The sequence below is a fragment of the Candidatus Sulfuricurvum sp. RIFRC-1 genome, assembly GCF_000310245.1.
Taxonomy (GTDB): Bacteria; Campylobacterota; Campylobacteria; order Campylobacterales; family Sulfurimonadaceae; genus Sulfuricurvum.
The window spans coordinates 1,653,785-1,671,234 of sequence record NC_020505.1 but is presented as its reverse complement, the minus strand read 5'-3'; the positions used below and the strand labels follow the sequence as shown (position 1 = coordinate 1,671,234).

Annotated in this window: 25 protein-coding genes and 4 tRNA genes; 19 read left to right on the top strand and 10 right to left on the bottom strand. The window is 41.9% G+C overall.

The annotated features are described in order from the left end of the window. The 14 genes from atpD (at position 1) to B649_RS08320 (ending at position 10,819) form a co-directional block, all read left to right on the top strand. Entirely contained in the window at positions 1-1,401 is a 1,401-nt protein-coding gene (gene atpD, locus B649_RS08385) for a F0F1 ATP synthase subunit beta (protein WP_015654091.1), read from the top strand. Between the two features lie 27 nt (positions 1,402-1,428). Beyond that, positions 1,429-1,821, top strand: a complete 393-nt coding sequence (atpC, locus tag B649_RS08380; protein WP_015654090.1) for an ATP synthase F1 subunit epsilon — start codon at positions 1,429-1,431, stop codon at positions 1,819-1,821. A gap of 3 nt (positions 1,822-1,824) precedes the next feature. Continuing rightward, positions 1,825-2,391: a MotA/TolQ/ExbB proton channel family protein gene (locus tag B649_RS08375; RefSeq protein ID WP_015654089.1), complete on the top strand. Its 567-nt coding sequence runs from the start codon at positions 1,825-1,827 to the stop codon at positions 2,389-2,391. Between the two features lie 2 nt (positions 2,392-2,393). Beyond that, a complete protein-coding gene (locus tag B649_RS08370) occupies positions 2,394-2,783 on the top strand; it encodes a biopolymer transporter ExbD (protein ID WP_015654088.1) in 390 nt (129 codons plus the stop codon). 40 nt (positions 2,784-2,823) lie between these two features. Next, a complete protein-coding gene (locus B649_RS08365; RefSeq protein ID WP_015654087.1) occupies positions 2,824-3,570 on the top strand; it encodes a TonB C-terminal domain-containing protein in 747 nt (248 codons plus the stop codon). A 4-nt stretch (positions 3,571-3,574) separates the two neighbouring features. Beyond that, positions 3,575-4,822, top strand: a complete 1,248-nt coding sequence (gene tolB / locus B649_RS08360; RefSeq protein WP_015654086.1) for a Tol-Pal system protein TolB — start codon at positions 3,575-3,577, stop codon at positions 4,820-4,822. Positions 4,823-4,876: 54 nt separating this feature from the next. Further along, positions 4,877-5,428: an OmpA family protein gene (locus tag B649_RS08355; protein WP_015654085.1), complete on the top strand. Its 552-nt coding sequence runs from the start codon at positions 4,877-4,879 to the stop codon at positions 5,426-5,428. Beyond that, positions 5,429-6,310 (top strand): tetratricopeptide repeat protein, encoded by an 882-nt coding sequence (locus B649_RS08350; RefSeq protein WP_015654084.1) that lies wholly within the window; start codon positions 5,429-5,431, stop codon positions 6,308-6,310. It begins immediately after the preceding gene. Between the two features lie 84 nt (positions 6,311-6,394). Beyond that, positions 6,395-6,916: a peptidylprolyl isomerase gene (locus B649_RS08345; RefSeq protein WP_015654083.1), complete on the top strand. Its 522-nt coding sequence runs from the start codon at positions 6,395-6,397 to the stop codon at positions 6,914-6,916. Beyond that, the gene (locus tag B649_RS08340; protein ID WP_291750861.1) at positions 6,864-7,673 is read left to right on the top strand and encodes a helix-turn-helix domain-containing protein; all 810 of its coding nucleotides are present in this window, start codon (positions 6,864-6,866) and stop codon (positions 7,671-7,673) included. The genes B649_RS08345 and B649_RS08340 overlap by 53 nt, the downstream gene beginning before the upstream one ends. Next, positions 7,673-8,608, top strand: coding sequence for an ACP S-malonyltransferase (gene fabD, locus B649_RS08335; RefSeq protein WP_015654081.1), 936 nt, complete (start codon positions 7,673-7,675; stop codon positions 8,606-8,608). The genes B649_RS08340 and fabD overlap by 1 nt, the downstream gene beginning before the upstream one ends. Then, positions 8,605-9,363, top strand: coding sequence for a nitrilase-related carbon-nitrogen hydrolase (locus B649_RS08330; protein ID WP_015654080.1), 759 nt, complete (start codon positions 8,605-8,607; stop codon positions 9,361-9,363). The genes fabD and B649_RS08330 overlap by 4 nt, the downstream gene beginning before the upstream one ends. 15 nt (positions 9,364-9,378) lie before the next feature. Beyond that, complete coding sequence (locus B649_RS08325; protein ID WP_015654079.1) at positions 9,379-10,071, top strand: 5'-methylthioadenosine/adenosylhomocysteine nucleosidase; 693 nt, start codon at positions 9,379-9,381, stop codon at positions 10,069-10,071. 16 nt (positions 10,072-10,087) lie between these two features. Beyond that, positions 10,088-10,819 (top strand): ATP-binding protein, encoded by a 732-nt coding sequence (locus tag B649_RS08320; protein WP_015654078.1) that lies wholly within the window; start codon positions 10,088-10,090, stop codon positions 10,817-10,819. On the opposite strand, the gene B649_RS08315 is transcribed toward B649_RS08320, so the two are convergent. Both B649_RS08315 and B649_RS12590 read right to left on the bottom strand, forming a co-directional pair. Continuing rightward, positions 10,800-11,756, bottom strand: coding sequence for an A/G-specific adenine glycosylase (locus B649_RS08315; protein WP_015654077.1), 957 nt, complete (start codon positions 11,754-11,756; stop codon positions 10,800-10,802). The genes B649_RS08320 and B649_RS08315 overlap by 20 nt on opposite strands. A 7-nt stretch (positions 11,757-11,763) precedes the next feature. Continuing rightward, positions 11,764-11,931 carry a hypothetical protein gene (locus B649_RS12590; protein WP_291750860.1) on the bottom strand — a complete coding sequence of 56 codons (168 nt, stop codon included), beginning with the start codon at positions 11,929-11,931 and terminating at the stop codon, positions 11,764-11,766. Between the two features lie 51 nt (positions 11,932-11,982). On the opposite strand from B649_RS12590, the gene B649_RS08310 reads away from it, so the two are divergent. The 3 genes from B649_RS08310 (at position 11,983) to B649_RS08300 (ending at position 13,218) form a co-directional block, all read left to right on the top strand. After that, the gene (locus B649_RS08310) at positions 11,983-12,558 is read left to right on the top strand and encodes a YigZ family protein (RefSeq protein WP_015654076.1); all 576 of its coding nucleotides are present in this window, start codon (positions 11,983-11,985) and stop codon (positions 12,556-12,558) included. A gap of 64 nt (positions 12,559-12,622) precedes the next feature. Next, positions 12,623-12,850, top strand: coding sequence for a type II toxin-antitoxin system Phd/YefM family antitoxin (locus B649_RS08305; RefSeq protein ID WP_015654075.1), 228 nt, complete (start codon positions 12,623-12,625; stop codon positions 12,848-12,850). Then, positions 12,832-13,218, top strand: a complete 387-nt coding sequence (locus B649_RS08300; protein ID WP_015654074.1) for a PIN domain-containing protein — start codon at positions 12,832-12,834, stop codon at positions 13,216-13,218. Before B649_RS08305 ends, B649_RS08300 begins: the two co-directional genes overlap by 19 nt. On the opposite strand, the gene B649_RS08295 is transcribed toward B649_RS08300, so the two are convergent. Genes B649_RS08295 through B649_RS08285 form a run of 3 tightly spaced genes read right to left on the bottom strand, consistent with a single transcriptional unit; the run spans position 13,215 to position 15,486 of the window. Next, positions 13,215-13,964, bottom strand: a complete 750-nt coding sequence (locus B649_RS08295) for a hypothetical protein (RefSeq protein ID WP_015654073.1) — start codon at positions 13,962-13,964, stop codon at positions 13,215-13,217. The genes B649_RS08300 and B649_RS08295 overlap by 4 nt on opposite strands. Positions 13,965-13,966: 2 nt before the next feature. After that, complete coding sequence (locus B649_RS08290; protein ID WP_015654072.1) at positions 13,967-14,932, bottom strand: DUF3137 domain-containing protein; 966 nt, start codon at positions 14,930-14,932, stop codon at positions 13,967-13,969. After that, on the bottom strand, positions 14,929-15,486 hold the full coding sequence (locus tag B649_RS08285; RefSeq protein ID WP_015654071.1) for a LemA family protein: 558 nt from the start codon (positions 15,484-15,486) through the stop codon (positions 14,929-14,931). The genes B649_RS08290 and B649_RS08285 overlap by 4 nt, the downstream gene beginning before the upstream one ends. A gap of 109 nt (positions 15,487-15,595) precedes the next feature. On the opposite strand from B649_RS08285, the gene B649_RS08280 reads away from it, so the two are divergent. Both B649_RS08280 and B649_RS08275 read left to right on the top strand, forming a co-directional pair. Next, positions 15,596-16,030 carry a glycine zipper 2TM domain-containing protein gene (locus tag B649_RS08280; protein ID WP_015654070.1) on the top strand — a complete coding sequence of 145 codons (435 nt, stop codon included), beginning with the start codon at positions 15,596-15,598 and terminating at the stop codon, positions 16,028-16,030. 14 nt (positions 16,031-16,044) lie between these two features. Next, a complete protein-coding gene (locus B649_RS08275) occupies positions 16,045-16,407 on the top strand; it encodes a hypothetical protein (RefSeq protein WP_015654069.1) in 363 nt (120 codons plus the stop codon). On the opposite strand, the gene B649_RS08270 is transcribed toward B649_RS08275, so the two are convergent. The 5 genes from B649_RS08270 to B649_RS08250 form a co-directional block, all read right to left on the bottom strand. Continuing rightward, the gene (locus tag B649_RS08270; protein WP_015654068.1) at positions 16,404-16,988 is read right to left on the bottom strand and encodes a DUF2238 domain-containing protein; all 585 of its coding nucleotides are present in this window, start codon (positions 16,986-16,988) and stop codon (positions 16,404-16,406) included. The two genes, B649_RS08275 and B649_RS08270, sit on opposite strands and share 4 nt — an antisense overlap. Before the next feature lie 58 nt (positions 16,989-17,046). After that, positions 17,047-17,123 (bottom strand) — tRNA-Asp (locus B649_RS08265). Positions 17,124-17,137: 14 nt separating this feature from the next. Continuing rightward, positions 17,138-17,213, bottom strand: a tRNA-Val gene (locus tag B649_RS08260). Between the two features lie 37 nt (positions 17,214-17,250). Then, positions 17,251-17,326, bottom strand: a tRNA-Glu gene (locus B649_RS08255). Between the two features lie 13 nt (positions 17,327-17,339). Beyond that, positions 17,340-17,415 (bottom strand) — tRNA-Lys (locus B649_RS08250). Positions 17,416-17,450 lie beyond the last annotated feature (35 nt).

Sequence of the window (17,450 nt, the reverse complement as noted above, 5' to 3'; positions counted from 1 at the left end):
ATGATTGGTAAAATTGCTCAAGTAATTGGTCCGGTTGTTGACGTTGATTTTGAAGGGTATTTACCTGCAATCAATGATGCAATCGAAGTAAATGTAAGTGTAGAAGGGAATACGACTCGTCTTATTCTTGAAGTAGCATCTCACCTTGGAAACGGTCGTGTACGTACGATCGCTATGGATATGTCAGAAGGTCTTGTTCGCGGAATGGCGGCTCGTGCAACTGGTGCTCCGATCAAAGTTCCGGTTGGAGAAAAAGTTCTCGGACGTATCTTCAACGTAATCGGTGAAACTATCGATGGCGGCGATCAAGTAACAGATTGTGATACATGGTCAATTCACCGTGATCCTCCACCACTTGTTGACCAAAGTACAAAAACTGAGATGTTCGAAACGGGTATCAAAGTTGTTGACCTTTTGGCTCCATACGCTAAGGGTGGTAAAGTTGGTCTTTTCGGTGGTGCCGGTGTCGGTAAAACCGTTATTATCATGGAACTTATCCATAACGTCGCACACGGGCATGACGGTCTATCTGTTTTCGCCGGTGTCGGTGAGCGTACTCGTGAGGGGAATGACCTTTACCACGAGATGAAAGAATCAAGCGTTTTGGACAAAGTAGCACTGTGCTACGGTCAAATGTCTGAACCGCCGGGAGCACGTAACCGTATCGCTCTTACAGGTCTTACTATGGCGGAGTACTTCCGTGATGAAAAAGGACTTGACGTATTGATGTTTATCGATAACATCTTCCGTTTTGCACAATCGGGTTCTGAGATGTCAGCACTTCTTGGACGTATCCCATCAGCCGTTGGTTACCAACCGACATTGGCTCGTGAAATGGGTGCTCTCCAAGACCGTATTACATCAACCAAAAAAGGTTCAATCACTTCGGTTCAAGCGGTATACGTACCTGCGGATGACTTGACTGACCCGGCTCCGGCTTCGGTATTTGCTCACCTTGATGCGACTACGGTTCTTAACCGTAAAATCGCTGAAAAAGGGATCTATCCTGCGGTTGACCCATTGGATTCAACCTCTCGTTTGCTTGATCCGCAAATCATCGGTGAAGAGCACTACGGTGTTGCTCGCGGTGTTCAAAAAACATTGCAAAAATACAAAGACTTGCAAGATATCATTGCAATTCTCGGTATGGATGAGCTTTCAGAAGATGATAAATCAACTGTTGAGCGCGCACGTAAAATCGAGAAATTCCTTTCTCAACCGTTCTTCGTTGCGGAAGTATTTACCGGTTCTCCAGGAAAATACGTTTCACTTGAAAACACTATCAAAGGGTTCAAAGGAATTCTTGAGGGTGAATTCGACCATATGCCAGAAGGCGCGTTCTACATGGTTGGTGATATGAATGAGGCGATTGAAAAAGCTGCTAAAATGAAAAGCAAGTAATTGCTTCTCGCCTTATAAGGAAACACGATGGAAACACTCCTCTTAGAAGTGCTAACCCCAAGCGGTCCGATTTATAACGGGCCGGCTAAAAGCGTCACCCTTCCGGGTGAAGAGGGAGAATTTGGTGTTCTCCCTGAACACGTCTCTTTGACTACATTGCTCCAAGCTGGAGTAATAGATATTCAAAAAGAGAACGGTAAAACAGAATCAATCGTCGTGAATTGGGGTGTAGTCCAAATCACCCAAAACAAAGTAGTTGTTTTGGTAGACGGTGCGGTTGCTATTCGTGGAGATAATGAAGGAGATATCGCTAAGGCACTTGATGAAGCGAAATCTTTGATCAGCAGTGTTGGCGATTCCAATGCTATGATCGCATCAGTATCCGCACGTATCGAATCTGCGGCACATCATTTAGTCTAAAAAATGTTTCAGACATTTGCCGATTTTTATGACAAAAGCCATCCGGTAACACTCATTGTGTTACTGGTTCTCTCTTTCTACTTTATTGCCGTTAATTGGGTCTTTTTTTACCGTTTCTTTTCACTAAATCAATGGATTGGTACTGAAAATCAATCGCTTGAGTCCTTGTTATTAGGGTCTAAGCAGATTCCAGACTATGCCTATTTAAGCCATTTTATTAAATCTTCATCCCGTCTTTCTGTTTCACTGTTTGATATGGCTTCTTACGCTGCTACCAAAGAGTCGACAAAAGGGTTGATGTTTCTTTCCGTTGTTGCATCAACTACCCCGTTTATAGGCCTTTTTGGTACGGTTGTTTCTATCTTGGATACGTTTGATCATATCGGTCAGGCCAGTGGGACGATGAGCATTATAGCTTCGGGTGTATCGGATGCTCTTGTCGCAACGGCGTCAGGTATCTTTGTCGCAATATTCGCTTATACCTATCATCAAATTCTTAAACGTAAAGCGTTTGAATTATCAGGTCTGATTCGTATGCAAGGCGATGCACTCCTTTCAAAAGAAGTGTAAGCGTGTTTGATTGGGATGAAAAACCGGAACTGAACATTACTCCGCTAGTGGATGTAATGCTCGTTTTGCTGGCCATTTTAATGGTTATTTCTCCCAATATTGTTTATGAAGAGTTGATCCGTCTCCCGAAAGGTTCTGCTCAAAAAGAGATCACAGAAAAAAAAGAGATTGAAATTATAATTTCTGATGAGCGAAAAATCAACATTGGTCAAGATCAATTTCAACTTGAAACTTTTGCCGATAATTTTATCCGTTTGGCTCCTTCTTACCCAGCTGATTCTACGGTACGTATTAGTGCTGACGGACGTTTGAATTACAGTGAAGTTATGAATGTTTTAGCCGTCGTTAAAAAAGCCGGTTTTCAAAATGTCTCTCTTGTCACTGCACCATAAACAATCTATTTTCAAAGTTTTTAGTATGAGGACTTTGTAAATGGGTTCGAATCAAGAACGCTACTTTTTTTTGAGCGGGTTAATCTCATTTTCTCTTTTCATCGCTCTAGTCGTTTTAGCAGGGTATTCTCTTCTCCTCACCCCTAAAATCGAACAGTTTGCTATGATGCAAAGTAATGTGATCAATGTTTCTATTGCAATTTCCGAGACAAAAGCTACGGAACAAAGTGATCCTGAACCCTCCGTGACCCCTACAGAACCTGAAGTTGCTCAAGAACCAAATGAGGTTGTAAAATCCGAACCCATACCTGAAATATCCGATCTTTTTTCTCAGGTCAAAACTGAAAAGTCTCCTAAAAAAAGGGAGGATGATAGTAAGCGCCGAGATGATTTGAATGCATTGGAAAAAGAGCTTTTAGAAAAAAAAGAGACGCCCCGTTTTTCGGATAAAGTGAATAAAGTTACCCTTGCTAAACCTTTTGTAAAAGTGATTCCGCAAGGGGGATCGACGGGGCCGCTCGTTAACGAATACCATGCTAAGATTCAAGGTTTGGTTTATACCTATTTTCGTCCACCCTCAGGGAGTGCAGGTGAAGTGGCACGGGTACGCATGAGTATCAGTGCATCGGGGAAACTGATCTCTTACCGTATTCTCAGTTATTCAAGAAACAGTTCTTTTAACAGTGAAATTGATTGGCTGAAAGAGCGCCTTAATTCGATCCATTTTCCCGAACATCCAGATGGCAAAGATGCAGTATTGGAATTTATTTTAACGGCTAAGGAGTAGTCATTTGAAAATTATCTTTTTTTGGTTATGTTTGATTCAACTTTTATGGGGTGCGGATGCGACCATAGAAGTGGTTAAAGGGGTAGCGAGATTAACACCGTTAGCCATTGAAGACTCATCGCCCCAAAGCACGGAGATGTCTCAAAAATTCTCACAAATGTTAGCGGCAGATATGAATGTCGTTTCGATGTTTAGTGTCGATGAGAGCTATGCTATGGCTGGATTTGATGCAACTTCCCCTGCACCTGCGCATAAAGAGGCTCGTTATCTTTTGCGTTATCGTTTAGTCAATGATGGAATGGGCGGAGTAAAAGCGGATGTAAAACTTCTTCAAGACGGCAATACTCTTTTTCTGAAAAGCTATATTTTGAAACAAAGTGAAATGCTGGTTTTTCTCTCTCACTCCGTAGCGTATGATATTAATGCCAAAATCGGAGGATCCCCGATTGATTGGATTAAACGAAAAGTTTTATTTGTCCGTTTAACCAGTCCAAGACACTCTGAAATTGTCGCTTCAGACTATACCCTTTCGTATCAAAAAGTGATTTTAAAAGGGGGGATATATGGATTTGCAAAATGGGCTAATCGTGAGCAGAGTGATTTGTACTACACTTCACTTTCCGATTTTAAACCGACAATTTATAAGATGAATCTTTTGAGCGGAAAAAAAGAGAAAGTGATCAGCTCAGATGGGATGGCGGTATGTTCCGATGTCAGCGAAGACAGCACCCGTCTTTTGCTCACATTGGCCCCTACGGGGCAGCCTGATATTTATCAGTACGATTTGAATTCTAATACTAAAACACGTATAACCGATTATTCCGGGATCGATGTAAACGGCCAGTTTATGGGAGATGGTTCCATCGCTTTTGTTTCGAATCGTTTTGGCTACCCCAATGTTTTTTCAACGCGCATTAACAGTAATGCTGTTTCGCAACTTGTGTATCAAGGTAAAAATAACTCATCCCTCAGTTCATATAAAAATTTCTTGGTCTATAAAGCACGTGAAAGTACTTCCGGATACGGTGGAAATGCTTTTAACTTGCATTTACTCTCCTTAAATTCTGGGAATATAAAACGCTTAACGGCCAGTGGAGAGAATGATTATCCACGATTTTCTCCTGATGGAGAAGCGATTTTGTATATTAAACAAGAGGGATCGCGCAGTTCTATCGGTCTTATCCGTTTCGGGATTAATAAAAGCTTTGCATTTCCCCTCAAAATAGGGAGAATTCAATCGATAGACTGGTAATGTTAATGTTTTTTTCGGTAACATTCCTTTATCAACAATCATGAGGTGACGACAATGATGAAAAACATAGCTTTTTTAAGCGCAACAGTAGCGATGCTCGTTTTGAGCGGATGTAGTACAAAAGAGCCTGCAATTGATGCAACAGCATCTACTGCCGGAAGTTCAGTAGGAACAGGTGTAAATCCTAATGCTACGACATCAACCGATTCCAATGCTGTAATCGCTCCGATTACGAATGCAAATGCGAATGATACAGCAGCGGCAAACGGTACCAATGGCTCAGATGCTCAATTGGTGAGTATTTTGTTTGATTATGATAAATTTGATATTCGTGAAGACATGCAAGCAGCAATGACGAAAAACACCTTGTTGGTTAAAGAAAAAACGATTAAACTCGAAGGTAATTGTGACGAATTCGGTAGTGATGAGTACAATTTTGCCCTTGGTCTTAAGCGTGCAAATGCGGTTAAAACAGCTTTGGTAAACAGTGGCGCAAATGCAGATTCTATCAGCATGGTCAGTTTTGGCGAAAGCAATCCCGTTTGTTTGGAAAAAACACAAGAGTGCTGGGCTAAAAATCGTCGTGTAGACTTTAAACTTCCATAAATGCGTTCGTTAGTAACTTTCTCCTTTTTATTCTCTATTCTTGCCTCAGCCTCGGAGCCTTCGGTCTTCGGTGCGGGTGATCTGAATTCCCCCAATCCTTACGGTCTTACCCATGAAGAAAAGCTGATTCTTGAAAATAAAAAAGAGCTCCAGACGGTTATTCAAAAAAATAATGCCCAAAGTGCCAAAGTTGAGAGTGTGACTGAACGTTTAGACGGTATGCAAGGGATTATCGAGGGGCTTGCTCAGAGATCGAATGAACAAGCGTTAATGCTTCAAAAGATCCAAGAGAAAGCAACCGCAGAGAGCAATAACAGTGTGAGTATGGAAGATCTCGGCAAACAAATTTCCGCCAATACGGAAAATATTGCCCAGTTCAAAACCCTTCTCGAAGAACTCTCTTTACTCGTGGATGGAATCAACAGCAATTACGTAACAAAAGATCAGTTCGCCGCGTTGATTAAACAGCTCAAAGTCAGTGTTCCTAGCAGTGAGAAATCTGCAACTCCGGCAAAAATGGATAATAGTGCGATTGAGAAAGAGGCGAATAAACTTTTTTCTCAAAGAAAATACAGTGAAGCACAAATCTATTTTGAACAGATGGTTCAAAAAAAGCACAAGTCAGCCGAAGCGTTGTTTATGATCGGTGAGACACATTTTGAGCGTAAAAACTACAAAGAAGCGGTAGCTACTTATAAAGAGTCTGCTTCTCGTAACGAAAAAGCAGGATATATGCCTACCCTTTTGCTCCACTCTGGTTTATCGATGGAAAAAATAGGGGATAGCACAACCGCAAAAGCATTTTATCAGGCGACTATCTCTAAATATAGCGGCAGCGGAGCAGCAAAAGAAGCACAAGAGCAATTATCTAAGTTGAAATAAGCAGAGACGTTCTAAGTGAGCGTTTTCAGCATCACCATAGGTAAATGTGCTAAAATCGCATCATCTAAAGTTAAGGCACTACAAATGGCAATCGAAAACAATCAAATCGTATCGATCGAATACGAAGTACGTGATGGCGGAAACGTCGTAGACAGCAATGTTGGCGGGCATCCGTTGACGTTTATGTTCGGAAAAGGACAAATCATTCCTGGTCTTGAAGCAGGGATTGCTAATATGAACATGGGTGATAAAGGTGATGTTCTTGTAAAAGCTGCTGATGCATATGGCGATTACAATGAAGAGGCACAACAAGAACTTCCACGTGAACAATTTGCAGGGATCGATTTGAATGTCGGTATGACATTGTACGGTCAAGGTGAAGATGGCGGAACCGTTCAAGTTATGGTTAAAGAGATCAAGGATGATATTGTAATCATCGATTTTAATCACCCGCTTGCAGGGAAAGATTTGGTATTTACGGTAACCATCAGCAGTGTTCGTGATGCATCGGCTGAAGAAGCGATGAGCGGAATTCCTGCTGAGAACAAAGTGGATGAGAGCGGATGTTGTGGAAGCGGCGGTAATCACGGCTGTGGATGTCACTAATTTTTTAACCGCTTCAAGCGCTTCTATCGAAGCGTTTAAAACCGCTAATTTACTCAAAGGTTTAGGGGTAAATGCTATTATTTTAGGAGAGCGCGGAACGGGTAAACTTACCCTAGCGCGCTATATCCTTCCTCATGCGCCCATCATTGATGCCAGTCATTTTGATGAACTTCTGGATGCGATTGAATCTCATAGTGATGTTATTATTCATCGTCTTGATAATGTTGCAAATCTCAAACGTCTTATTGAAACCATCCAAAAAACACGTACCCGTGTAATTGCTACCGGCGGTGGACGTTATTCCCAAGATCAGCTGGATGAGATTTTTACCATTCGCCTTGCATTACCCCCTTTAAGTGAACGTAATGAAGATGTCACGGTATTGATTGATGCTTTTGTTAAAGAGGCGAGAGATACTCTCGGAAAATCTGAGCCATTTGATCTTGAAGGCTTTGTCCCGGATCTAAGCGAAAATGCCATATCGCTGCGACGTCAGGTCTATCTGCATTATCTGTTTGACAGTATCAATGAGAATGATTTGATGGAAATTATGGAACATTATTTAGAAGTAAAGCTCGGAAGCAACAATGATTATCGAGCTTTTTTGCATCTGTATGAAGTTCCGCTTATCCGTGCAGGTATCAAGCGGTTTAAATCTCAGTTGCAATTAGCTGAGCGGCTTGGACTGAACCGTAATACATTACGGAAAAAAATTGCAGATCATGCAGAGTATAATTTAGAAACCAAGGAGCATTAATGTCCAAAAAAATCGCGATGATTTTCCCGGGTCAGGGATCCCAAACTATTGGTATGGGTAAATCATTTTATGAAAATTCTCCATTAGCGCGTGAGATGTTTGAAAAAGCGGGTGAGCGTATCGGTGTTGATTTTACCCAACTTTTGTTTGAAACAAATGAACAGCTTGATAAAACCGAGTATACACAACCTGCGATTTTATTGATTTCAATGATTGCGTATAAACTCTTTCAAGAGACTCATCCAACAACGGCAGTGATGTTTTTGGGTCACTCTTTGGGTGAATTCAGTGCTCTATGCGCATCGGGCGCAATTGATTATGTTGATGCGGTAGAATTAGTACACAAGCGCGGGAAACTTATGAGCCAAGCGTGCGAGAGTATCAATGCGGGAATGATGGCGATTTTAGGTTTGGATGATGCGGTTGTTGAAGAACTTTGTATCAAGGCCGAGAGTGAAGGCAAACGAGTTTGGCCGGCTAACTATAACCAAGCGGGTCAGCTCGTCGTAGCGGGAATCAAAGAAGATCTTCAAGCGATGGAGAGTGTATTCAAAGAAGCGGGAGCGAAGAGAGCATTGCTTTTGAATATGTCAATCGCTAGCCATTGTCCACTTCTTGAGTCTGCGATGGATCCGCTAGGCGAAGCGATGGAAGCGATGGTTAATGATTCTTTTAGTGCTCCGATCGTCTCAAATGCTTCGATGGAGCGTTATGCAACCAAAGAAGATGCAATAAAATGGCTCAAAGTTCAGTTGATTCAGCCGGTTAAATACAAACAATCGATTGAAGCTATCAGTGGTGAAATTGAGATGATGATTGAATTTGGAAACGGTGCAGTTCTCAAAGGGCTGAATAAGCGTAATGCTCCTGATGTTGAGACCGTGGGGATTTCGGATATGGAATCACTTGCAAAGGTATGTGAAGCCCTCTCATGAAGCTAGCATTGATTCAATCTTCACCAAAACTCAATCGTTCCAACCTCAGTGATGTTTTAGGGCTGATTGAAGCGAATTCAGATGCGGATGTTGTCATTTTCCCTGAACTCTCTCTCAGCGGGTATCTGCTGCAGGATAAGCTTTATGAAGATGCATGGAAGATTGAAGAGTTATCCACTCTCGCAGAGGCCAGTATTGCGTGTGATATTGCGATCGGTGCCGCATTGTGGGATGAGGGAAAAGTGTATAACAGTGCCTTGTACTTTTCACAAGGAAAATTAGTCCACATCCATCACAAAAATCACCTTCCGACGTACGGAATGTTTGAAGAGGGGCGTTATTTCATTGCCGGTGATACGATAGAACCGTTTGAAACTCCATACGGAAATGCTATCATGGTTATTTGCGAGGATTTATGGCGTGCAGAGACGATAACTGCGATTGCGGCAAGTGATGCTGAAATAGTTTACGTCCTTTCTGCTTCGCCTGCACGGGGGTTTGAAGAAAATGCGTTGGTGATTGAATCCCAATGGGATGCTCTTTTAAAGGCTACGGCATTGCTAAGCCATAACTATGTTGTTTTTGTCAACCGTGTAGGATTTGAAGATGGTCTTGGATTTTGGGGTGGTAGCCGGGTGATTACCCCAATGGGACTATGTGAGCATGTATTGGAGAGGTTTGAAACTCAAAGTGTAGTGGTTGAACTGAACCATTCCCTTCAAAAACTGGGACGTTACCTGTCTCGTAATTCATAAAAAAGTAGGTATAGGATGCAAATAGCCATTATGGGCGCAATGCGTGAAGAGATCGATCCGATTTTAGCTGCACTCGGTGATTACACGAGCGAAGAACATGCCGGAAATATATTTTACCGTGCACAGTACGCAGGGCATGATCTTGTCATTGCCTATTCAAAAATCGGGAAAGTCTTTTCGGCGATTACCGCTTCGGTAATGCTGGAGCGTTACGGTTGCAAAGCACTTCTATTTAGCGGTGTCGCCGGTGGCATATCTAAAGATTTGAAAATCGGCGATTTGATTATGGCGAGCCAATTGTGCCAACATGATGTCGACATCACCGCATTCGGTCATCCTGATGGATTTATCCCCGAGAGTTCGGTAATGATTGAATCGGATGCTGATCTACGCTCTTTGGCATCAGAGATTGCGATTGATATGGGTGTTGATTTGTATGAGGGGATTATTGCGACGGGAGATCAGTTTGTTGCATCGCCAGAGCGTAAAGCATGGATTGAAAAAACCTTTAATGCCGATGCCTTAGAGATGGAAGGGGCAAGTGTCGCTTGTGTCTGTCATAACTTTGGAGTTCCGTTTTTTGTTCTTCGTTCTATCAGTGACAGTGCTGATGGGGATGCCGGTGTTGATTTCGATACCTTTTTGCAAAGTTCGGCACAGGTGAGTGCCAAATTCATTTTAGAGATGGTAAAACGCATTGGCGATTAAATTAAGTAAAAAGATAATGCGCCAAATCGGGCGTACAAATGGTGAATTCGGTCTTATCGAAGAGGGTGATAAAATTCTGGTTGCTCTTAGCGGCGGTAAAGATTCCCTTACGATGGTACATGCGATGCGCGAACAGCAACGTCGTGCCCCATTTAAATTTGAGATACTGGCCGTGACAGTGACGTATGGGATGGGGGAAGATCTCTCTGCCCTAATCGCACATTGTGCCGAGCATGGGATTCCTCATGAAATTCATGAGACCAATACGTATGAGATCGCGGGTGAGAAAATTCGCCAGAACTCTTCGTTTTGCAGTTTCTTTTCACGTATGCGCAGAGGTGCATTGTACAGTGCGGCAGAGAAATTCGGATGCAATAAAGTAGCCCTTGGCCATCATCTCGATGATAGTGCAGAGAGCTTTTTTATGAATCTAATTTACAACGGTCAGATGAGAGCGCTTGCTCCCAAATACAAAGCAGGCAACGGGCTAATCGTTATCCGTCCTTTGATACAGCTGCGTGAACGTCAGCTTGCTGCCTGTGCCTTGGAAAATGAGATGCCGACCATCGGTGATGAAGCATGTCCAGCCATGCGGTTTGATGTCAAAATGCCTCATGCCAGAGCAAGTATGAAAAAAATGCTCTTTGAGATGGAAGAGAAATATCCTGATCTATTTGTTTCGATCAACTCCGCATTCGGTCATATCAGCGATGAAACTTTTTTTGATCCTAAGCGTTTTGCTTTATAAATTCAAGCACTTTATGATCGGCTCGGCTGAGTGATAGCTGTGCGATCTCTCTAAGATCGAACCATTCAAGCCCTTCTTCATTCATATCCTCAAAACTTAGATAAACGTCCGCTTCGAGGGTAAAATGGCTGTAGCTTTGGGTGATATGTCCTAAATGTTTAAATGGTGTACGAAGCGGCTTTTCAGACTCATAAAATCCCCATAAACCGTGTAAAAATCGCTCCGTACGTTGTGTTAGTGCGTATAACTCTTCTTTTTTATTGACAATGATATTGCGGAATCGGATCGGTTTGATCGTTTTTATTTTTGGTTCGGGATAGGAGAGGGGATCGAACTTTCCTTGGCATGTTTGTTCAAATGGACAGAGATCGCAGAGCGGCTTTTTCGGCAAACAAAGTGATGAACCGAGATCCATCATCGCCTGATTGTATTCAAAGGGATGAAGAGGATCAAAAAGGGTGTAAGCATATTCCCAGAGCTTTTTTTCATGGCGTTCGCAAAGAGCGAAATAGCGGTGCAGTATCCTCTTTACGTTGGCATCGAGGATAGGTAACGCTTCATCAAAAGCAAAGGCGGCAATAGCGTGGGCAGTGGATCGCCCTATACCGCTAAGCTGCATTAAATCGTGAGCATTAGTCGGGAGTGTACCGTTGCACGTCCTAGCGGCATTATGGAGGTTTTTAGCCCTAGTATAATATCCAAGTCCCTCCCACATTTTTAGAACATCATCCAGCTCGGAATCTGCTACATTTTGCAATGTCGGGAACCTTTGTAAAAACGGGAAATAAAACCGCTCTAACACCGTTTTGACCTGCGTTTGCTGAAGCATGATTTCACTGAGGTAGATGTGATAGGGATTATCCGTGGTTCGCCATGGGAGATCATGACGGCCATTGATTTTATACCATGCTAGAAGCAATTGTTGCGGGGTAGACATTTAGAACTTATCCAAGGGTAGGGGGATTAAAATACCAAAAGGCTCCGAGTGCTATGATGCCAAAAATTGCAATTTTAAAAACCCATTTCATTAGTTTGAGATAGACTAAAAAGAGGATAATACCGACTAGACCCATTGAACCTAATCCGTATCCGCTCATCAAAAAATCGATCATTTGAACTCCAAAAGTAAATGTGCCATTATAGCAAATGGTATAATCGCATGTATGAAAACTGTAGAGAAACTATTTAGTGATTCGATTGAGATAAAAGGATCGAAATTTATCGCTCATTTAATACCAAATACGATGTTTGATGAGCAAATGGCACGGTTACGCGCCGAACATCCTAAAGCGGTTCATTGGGTGAGCGCATCTCGTAGTCTTAATGAATTTGATCAGATTATTGAATCATCCAGTGATGACGGCGAGCCTAAAGGGACATCGGGTAAACCGACATTAGCGGTTTTACAAGGGCATGAACTGATTAATGCTGCGATTATCACCGTCCGCTATTTCGGTGGAACTAAACTGGGACCCGGAGGGTTGGTACGAGCTTATGCCGATGCCGCAAATGCCGTCTATGCCCAAGCACAACTACACACGTATGAAAAACTTGTTGATCAGAGTTTTACGTGTGAGTATTCAAGTGTTTCGATCGTTGAATATGAGATAACTCAAAAAGGTATTCGTTGCGTTAGTAAAATATTTGGAGAAAAAGGGGCTGAGTTTAGTGTCGAAGCAACAGCAGAGAAACTGGAACAGTTCTATACGGCAGTAGGGCGTACGATTCAAAAACTCTAATAACGTACGATGTAATAATAAAACGTACGTTTATGATATAATACTTTTATTCAGGAGGTAAATCATGACCATTACACCCTCAAAATTGAGAGAAAATCTCTATAATATACTTGATTCTGTGATTGAAACCAAAGAACCGTTGGAAGTGAAACGAAACGGGCAAATTTTAATGATTGTTCCAGAACATAAAAAAAGCCGGCTTAAGGCGATTCAACCTAAAAAAATTACTTCATGCAGTGACGATGAACTCATGAATACGTCTTGGGAGGGTGAATGGAAACCCTTTATTTAGACACCCATATCGTCGTATGGCTTCGGCAGAAAGAGTTGGAGAAATTTTCAAAAAGAGCATTGGATGCGATAGAAAATGCTCATACATTATTGATCTCTCCGATGGTGATGATGGAGCTGAAATATTTGCAGGAGATCGGTCGCCTCACCGATACCCCGTATAATATTCTCGGTGATCTAAATGCAATGATCGATTTACGGGTCGATGAGGTGGAAATGTTTGACGTTATCAAAAAGAGTCTCTCATTGGAATGGACACGTGACCCGTTTGATCGTATTATCGTTGCAAATGCAATGGCACGAGATTATCCACTGCTTACGAAAGATGAGAAGATTTTGACCCATTTTGAGGGGGCATTTTTCGACTAATCTAATGGTTTGTTATGCTTTCTATTATATGCTTCCCACATCTTGGCTACATTAGCATCGATTTCTTCTTTATGTAAATCGATATGTTTGTTTTTCAAAATTAATATAAAACCTGTTAAAGTAAAAAGTAAAAATCCGATTGCCGTAATAATATTATCTTCATGAAAAGGGTCACTTATTTTGCTTTTCAATGATTCTTTAATGACTTTCACTTGAATATCATAGGGATAGGTTTTATGCTGTAAAACGATTTGAACAGCTTTATCTCTCACATAAGAGTTGGGGCTATTTGTAGGCAATAAATCATTATAGAACCATATTTTCCCAATTTGTCCGTTTAATTCTCGATATGCGATGTCATCATTTCCACATGGTATCGCATTGTATTTTAGCCATTTTTCTTTAGCACCATAGCATTCAAGAGCTTTCACAGAACCGTTATTTTGATAAACTACAATTAAAGATCCGGTATCCATAGGTGTCCTACCTGAAGCAATATATTGTATTTTTCCTTCTACAACATTATTTTGATTGAAAGATATTGGTGGGTATCGGATTGTAAAGTAACGTATAGGAAATAATATAAACCATCCAAGTGCAAAACCGGCGAAGACCCCTAACACTATGATTTTTTTTGGAGGTGTCGGTACTGCAAAAGTAGTTGGGAGAATTTTTACAAGCCCTAAAATCATGATTATGGCAAGAAGGTGAATACAAACAATGAAGATATAGACTTCGGTGCTCATTTTTACTCTTTACTCCACAACTTTTCATTGAGTTTTAATTCTTTTACCAATCCAATCGTATTTTGAAGTGTGTTAACGTATTCCATCGCCTGTTTATAATCGAGCAACGAGGTAAAAACCGCTGGTTCAAACAGATCTTTTTCTGTGCCGATTCCGACATGGATATGATTATGGACAAAAGAGACAAACAGCGGATGTGAAACACGACGTTGAAAATCCAAGAGCCGTTTCATCATCGAGTGGGTGAGGATATAACGGGCTTCGATGGGATCACTTCCATACACAACAAAATGTTTCTCAAATTCAGGATCATCCATACGGATAAGATCATTACGGGAAAAATTGATTGATTGAAGCCATCCTCCGATAAGGGAACCGAAACTTTTTTCAGCTTGGTCGGGGAGGATAATCGTTTTAGCTTTGAAGTGTTTGTTGAATTCGGCAACGAGAAAGAGCCCCCGGAAGAGGGTGTGCCATTGGGTACGCCCTTTGGAATCTCGAGTTTGGTATTCGGCATGGACATCGGAAAATTCAAGCGGTACTCCGTCAATCGAGCCTTTGACGTAATCGTTTCCGCTGTAACGGTCTATGGAGTGTTGGAACAGATCACTCCGTTCAAACAGGTGTCGGGAAATCATAAAACCGGGATTGTAGAGGAGATGCGGATCGATGGCATGGATTAGGGGGGTGATGATGCGAGTTTTAAAGTCTTGGGCATATCCCGATGTCATAGCACGGTAGGTGATCGATGCAAGTATGATAAAACCAAAGACGACGGCTATCGAGAGAGGATGCAAAAGACCGAAACTTTTCCCCATCCACAAAGCAACGACGGCAAAAGCGACGATTCCCATTCCTCCATACCATTTGAGCTGAGATATGATCCGTTTTCGGGTCTCTTCAAGCTCATTAGTAGAGGGGTATAGCTCTTTGTAATAAAAATCGGTCAGTTCCGAAACGGATTTCATCGATTAAAAAGGGCATTAACATCAACATTTTGTCGCTCAGTAACGGTGATTTCAAATACCGCTCGTCGTTGTAGATTCATCCATCCTGCCACAATATTGGTTGGGAACATTTCGATAGCATTATTGAGATCGGTGACCGCTTGGTTATAAGCACGTCGTGCAGCGGAGATCTGCTCTTCGATTTCATTGAGTGAGCGTTGCAAGTGCATGACGTTTTCGTTGGCTTTGAGATCGGGATAGGCTTCCATCGCGATATTGATCGCGCCGAGGGCAGAGGTGAGTTTGGCATCGAGAGCAATTTTTTGATCATCACTGATTCCCGGCTTCATCGCCTGTGCACGGTATTCGGTCACTTTTTCCAACGTCCCTTTTTCATGTTCCATATATTGTGAAACCGATGCAACGAGATTCGGGATGAGGTCGAACCGTTTTTTGAGTACCGCATCGACTCCGGCGAAAATGTTTTCAACCTGATTTTTTTTACCGATGAGAGAGTTGTACATCAAAATAGCGATAAGGGCTACGACGCCCAGAATAATGAGAAATATTTGCATACGCTACCTACCTTTTGTGGTGTTTAGATTAGATGATAACATAATTGAGGTATTGAATACAAATGCCTTATTTATAAAAGAGTGATACAATTGGAAAAAAGGGGATAGTATGAAAACGTTAGCAGCAGTAGCATTTACGAGCATGATTATTTTAGGCGGTTGTGCACAATCAGGTGTTGCAGAAGTTGATGCGGATGCGTCAAAATATATGTTGTCATCACAATCGGGTGTCATAACGGATGTCAAACCAGTAGTTGTGAAAGATTCCGGTGGCGGTGGAGCCATAGGAGGTATTAGCGGAGCGGTGATCGGTTCTACCATGGGAGGTGGAAGAGGTTCTGTTTTAACAATGTTAGCGGGTGGATTGGTCGGTTTATATGCCGGAAATGAAATCGGAAAATCGAATGCACAGGAACTATCGGTCACTTTGGATGATAAACAAGAGGTTATTGTGATCTCAAAAGGGACGGAATTCGGAGTTGGTCAACGGGTAAAAATTATTAAGCGAAACGGCCAAATTTATAATGTAGAGTTGGCAAAATAAAGTCGGGGGATTTGATGAAGAAATGGGTCGTAATTGCATTATTGGCTTCACTTTCACTGGTTGAAGCAGAAGCGTCTGTGGATATGACGAATCAGCAAAGACAAGATCTTTTTCAAAAACATAAAGCACTTGAAGAGAAAAGTCATCAAGAACGGATCAAAATTTTGCAAGAGGCGGATGAATGTGTGAAACATGCAGCGACACCTCAATCGTATAAAGAATGTGAACGCCGTGAACAAGCGGCCAGACTTGAATTTAAAAAACATCATCATCCGCAAAAAGAGGCTTTAAGACACGAAAGAGAGATGATCAAAGAGAAATCAATGCATCAGATAAAAAATCAGCAATATCCACGAGGTACGATTGAGACTCATTAGTGTTTTGGGATAATTTTGCGGTAATAAATGGCTGCTGAAATCAAAACCCCAAGATATCCGCATGCCATATCTTTTTGTGCATCCCATTCATCTCCTTGTATACCTAAAAAAGCTGTTCCAAGATCAGCATGAGTCATTTGTGTAGCGATCCATTCTATCACTTCATAGAAACCGGATGCAGCGATCAGAAAAACAAGAGTAAAAGTAAACGTATTTTTAACCGATTTTTCGAATGAGAAAAACAGTTCTAAGAAGGGTAAAAAGAGTAAGAACCCGAATAAAAAGTGGATTACACGGTCGTAATGATTTCGTTCAAATCCGAAAAATTCAGTAAATGGGGTAAAAAAAGGCATTTCACTGTAGGTATAGTGTGCACCTATTCCATGCAAAACAAAAAAGATAAAGAGCATCCAAACACTTGGCTCAGAAAAACCAAACCGCTTCTCACACCAAAGAATAATCGGCAGAGCAATAAATACCAAAAGATTTTCCAACAGCCAATCATCACGATACCATGGATCAATAGCTAAAATTAGCCATACAGCAATGTAAAGGGTAAAAAGTGCAGATTTGAGTTTCATGCAAATATAATAACATAGATAAAGGATATTGTGATGGTAAATAAAAGAAGAGTAAATATGGCGCAGCGGACGGGACTCGAACCCGCGACCCCCTGCGTGACAGGCAGGTATTCTAACCAACTGAACTACCGCTGCAGCGCCAAAAAAAATGGTGGGAATTACAGGACTCGAACCTGTGACATCTACCTTGTAAGGGTAGCGCTCTACCAACTGAGCTAAACTCCCAAGAGTTTAAAAAATAAATCGAAACAACTCGAACAAGTGGCGACCCCTAAAGGATTTGAACCTCTGTTCCTACCATGAAGTGATAGTGTCCTTGGCCACTAGACGAAAGGGTCACTGAACCGCACATGGTGTCTCGTGATGGATTCGAACCATCGGCCCCCTCATTAAAAGTGAGATGCTCTACCGGCTGAGCTAACGAGACCTCTTCAATCATCAAAACTGGACGATTGTGAGGGC